At 33.8% G+C, this 3,537-nt stretch carries 4 protein-coding genes and 1 pseudogene; all 5 read left to right on the forward strand.

What is annotated here, in order from left to right:
• On the forward strand, nucleotides 1-1,185 hold a 1,185-nt coding region (cas10, locus tag HMPREF9200_RS08210; protein ID WP_009354211.1), incomplete at its 5' end, for a type III-A CRISPR-associated protein Cas10/Csm1.
• A 59-nt stretch (nucleotides 1,186-1,244) separates the two neighbouring features.
• Nucleotides 1,245-2,174, forward strand: a complete 930-nt coding sequence (locus HMPREF9200_RS08215) for a hypothetical protein (protein WP_009354212.1) — start codon at nucleotides 1,245-1,247, stop codon at nucleotides 2,172-2,174.
• An 11-nt stretch (nucleotides 2,175-2,185) separates the two neighbouring features.
• The gene (gene csm2, locus HMPREF9200_RS07940; protein WP_009354210.1) at nucleotides 2,186-2,632 is read left to right on the forward strand and encodes a type III-A CRISPR-associated protein Csm2; all 447 of its coding nucleotides are present in this window, start codon (nucleotides 2,186-2,188) and stop codon (nucleotides 2,630-2,632) included.
• A 2-nt stretch (nucleotides 2,633-2,634) separates the two neighbouring features.
• Complete coding sequence (gene csm3, locus HMPREF9200_RS07945) at nucleotides 2,635-3,315, forward strand: type III-A CRISPR-associated RAMP protein Csm3 (RefSeq protein ID WP_009354209.1); 681 nt, start codon at nucleotides 2,635-2,637, stop codon at nucleotides 3,313-3,315.
• Between the two features lie 9 nt (nucleotides 3,316-3,324).
• Nucleotides 3,325-3,537 (forward strand): annotated as a pseudogene (locus tag HMPREF9200_RS08595) (type III-A CRISPR-associated RAMP protein Csm4); the annotation flags it as partial.

Here is a 3,537-nt window from a genome sequence, read left to right on the forward strand (position 1 = left end):
TTTGGAGGGGCTCTTTCAAAGGTAGAAAAAAAATATCATCTTCGAGGATTAAATCTTTCCGATGATTACAATTATCCGAAAGAAAGCAGTATTCTAGCATCAGTTGATAAATATAAAGAGTTATATACTACATTACAACATAACTTTGCAGTGCAAAGTATAGATACAATGAGTATTAATGAACTACTTCGCATCTATGAGGATACGACTAGTTTTATTCCTTCTAGTACATATAAGAAAGAAGTAGCCGATATTTCATTGTATATGCACTCTAAGCTTACAGCTGCTATTGCTACATCTATGTATTTATATTTTTCTGAAAAAGGGATAGAAGATTATAAGAAATATTGTTTTACGGAATCAAAGCTATTTCGTGAAGAAACATCTTTTATGATAATCTCTGGTGATATATCGGGCATACAAGATTTTATCTATACAGTACCATCGGTAGGTGCGTTAAAGTCACTACGAGGTAGATCTGTATATTTAGAGATTTTGCTAGAGTCTATTATTGATTCTGTATTAGAAGATTTGCAATTAACACGTTGTAATTTACTATATTCTGGAGGCGGTCATTTTTATATACTTGGTCCTGCCACAGAAACTGCCAAAAGCATTGTGAAGGCTGTGGAAGTATCTGTTAATCGATGGTTGCTTGACCATGTAGGCACTAAACTATATGTTGCATTAGGCATGGCCACATGTACTGGAAATGATGTTATTAATGGAGAAATGCAACATAAATTATTTGGTGAAGCCAGTCGAGAAACAAGTAAAGGCAAAATATCTAGATATACCAAAGAAAACTTAGAAGACCTATTTAATCCTAATAGTAACATTAATTCTGTTCGAGATGGAGATAAAGAGTGTTCGATTTGTCATACCTCTTCAGTAGAATTACAACCATATGGTGATACAGAATCACTAGCATGTCATATGTGTGACTCCTTATACAAATTGGGAGATGTATTAGTGCAACCTGAAGAATCTGTACTAGGAATTGCAGAAGAGCAAGTAGTATTAGAAAATATTCCATCAATTCCAATGTATGCTAGAGATGCAACAAAGTTGTATGTTATACCCAAATGTAAGTTAGAAGCGTTAGGGTATAGCGCGACTTGGAAACATATGTATGTTATTAATGAAGCAGAAACCGGAAATCAAGTGGCTATCGATTGTAGATAGCTGACTATGTTAGTCGTAAGCCAAATGGCGATGTATATGATTTTTCAGAGTTAGCAAACTTGAGTGGTTCCGACACAGTCGGTATACAACGATTAGGTGTATTACGAGCAGATGTGGATAATTTAGGGGCCGCCTTTATTGGTGGATTTATTAATCACACAAAAGAAAATCCATTCCATTTTAATACATTTTCTAGATATGCTGATTTATCTAGGTCCTTATCGATGTTCTTTAAAGTAGGTGTTAATAAAATTGTATCTGGTAATAGCAATGGTATTGAAGATATTCGAGATACATATCATTTATGGAGCCAGGACAATCGTAAAAAAGGACATATTCATGTCATCTATTCTGGCGGTGATGATGTCTTTTTAGTGGGGCCGTGGGATGAGCTATTGGAGGTGGCCGTTGATATTCGTAAACGATTAAGAGATTTAACGGATGGTAAACTGACAATATCTGCAGGATTGGGAATGTTTCCCCATAGTTTTCCAATTACGAAAATGGCTGAAATTACAGGAGAATTAGAATCAGTAGCTAAAGAGATGCCTACTAAAGATAGTATTGCTCTATTTGGTTTTGATACATCGAATCTAGGCCAAAAGCCTACATGTCATCATGTATATCAATGGGATCAATTGATAGATAAAGTGTTGGATGGAAAGTTCAAGATGTTACAATCCTTATTAGCTGTATCTCGTGATGGTGTTATTTCAGATACTAGTAGAATGCCATTTATGAGAAGTTCTATGTATCGTATTATGGAGTTATTAGAGGAAATTGTAAAAGAAAACTCCGATACAATTCATAAGGCAAGATTGTTATATAGCTTATCAAGGGTGGAACCAGAAAGGGCAACGGAACAACAAAAAGAAGCGTATCGAAAATTTGTAGCAACCATGTATGATTGGATTCAAACGAAAGAGACCACAAGAGAAGCATTAACGGCTATCCATTTATTAATTTATAGTTTGCGTGAAAAAGTATAAGGAGGAATATCATGTTTGATTATGTATCAGAAGCAGAGTCCGTGATTAAAGGATTAAGTAAAAATAGGAATAATGAGATTCTTTTGAATACTAGTCAGCTTAGAAAAATTTTGTCAGCTATTACTGATGTTAAAAATAAAGTGATTGTGGAAGCGGCTAAAAATAAGGATAAAATTAAAAGAATATCTCCAGAACTACAAATGGAGATTCGTTTCTTAAAAACAATTTTACGTTATCAAGCAGGACGTGAACTTGAAGAAAATAATAAGAAGCGTATAACTACTAATGCTGTTGATGAATTTATTGAAAAAGCAAAATTAATACCTCGCTTAGATGCAATTGGTGAAGATATTGATAAGTTTTATGAATATTGTAAATATATAGAATCACTAGTGGCTTTTCATAAATATTATTCAGCAATATACAAACAAGAAAACAATACTAGAGGGGGACGTTAATCATGAGTGAAATCATTAAAAATGTATTACGAGGAAAAGTTATTATTCAAGGTGATTTAGTGATTAAAACAGGTATGCATATTGGTGGTGGCAATGATTATGCACCTATTGGATCTGTAGATAGTCCTTTTGTTCGTGATGCTTTAACTCAGGAACCAATTATTCCTGGTAGTTCCTTGAAAGGTAAAATTCGCACTTTACTCGCTCGCTATAGAAGTAAACAATATATTCTAAACTCTATTACTGAGGATGATGAAATTATAAAACGTTTATTTGGGTCTACAAGTCCTCAAGTTATATCTCGTTTACAATTTCAAGATTTATTTGTATCTGAAGAGAGTAAGTTATTATTTGAATCCATTGAGACAGACACTTATATGGGAGAAGTGAAGTTTGAAAATACGATTAATAGGGTTTCAAGTGTAGCTATGCCACGACAAATAGAACGTGTACCAGCAGGTACAAAGTTTGTATTTCAGTTAGTGTATACAGTAATTGATGAAACAGAAATTGAAGAAGATTTAAAAACTTTACGTGCTGGAATAAAATTGCTAGAGTTAGATTACTTGGGGGGACATGGAACCCGTGGATATGGTCGAGTATCAATTGAAAATATAAAAGTAACATCATTCCCAGATAATGATGCGTTACGTGAACAATGTGAAGTCATTTTACAAGGCTAAGGTGATGTAATGAGATATTTTATCTTTCCATTTACATTTACGAGTTCAGTGCACTTTGGAAATACTAATGAAGGTGGATCATTAGATAAAGTGCGATTAACTATATCATCAGATACATTTGTATCTGCCTGTGTGAATGAAATCGGTTACAACCAGATGGAAGTAGATTGGCTAGTGGAATCGTTACGATTGGGGCATATAAAAATTTCTAGTCTATTTCCT

The organism is Veillonella sp. oral taxon 780 str. F0422 (assembly GCF_000221605.1).
Lineage (GTDB): Bacteria > Bacillota > Negativicutes > Veillonellales > Veillonellaceae > F0422.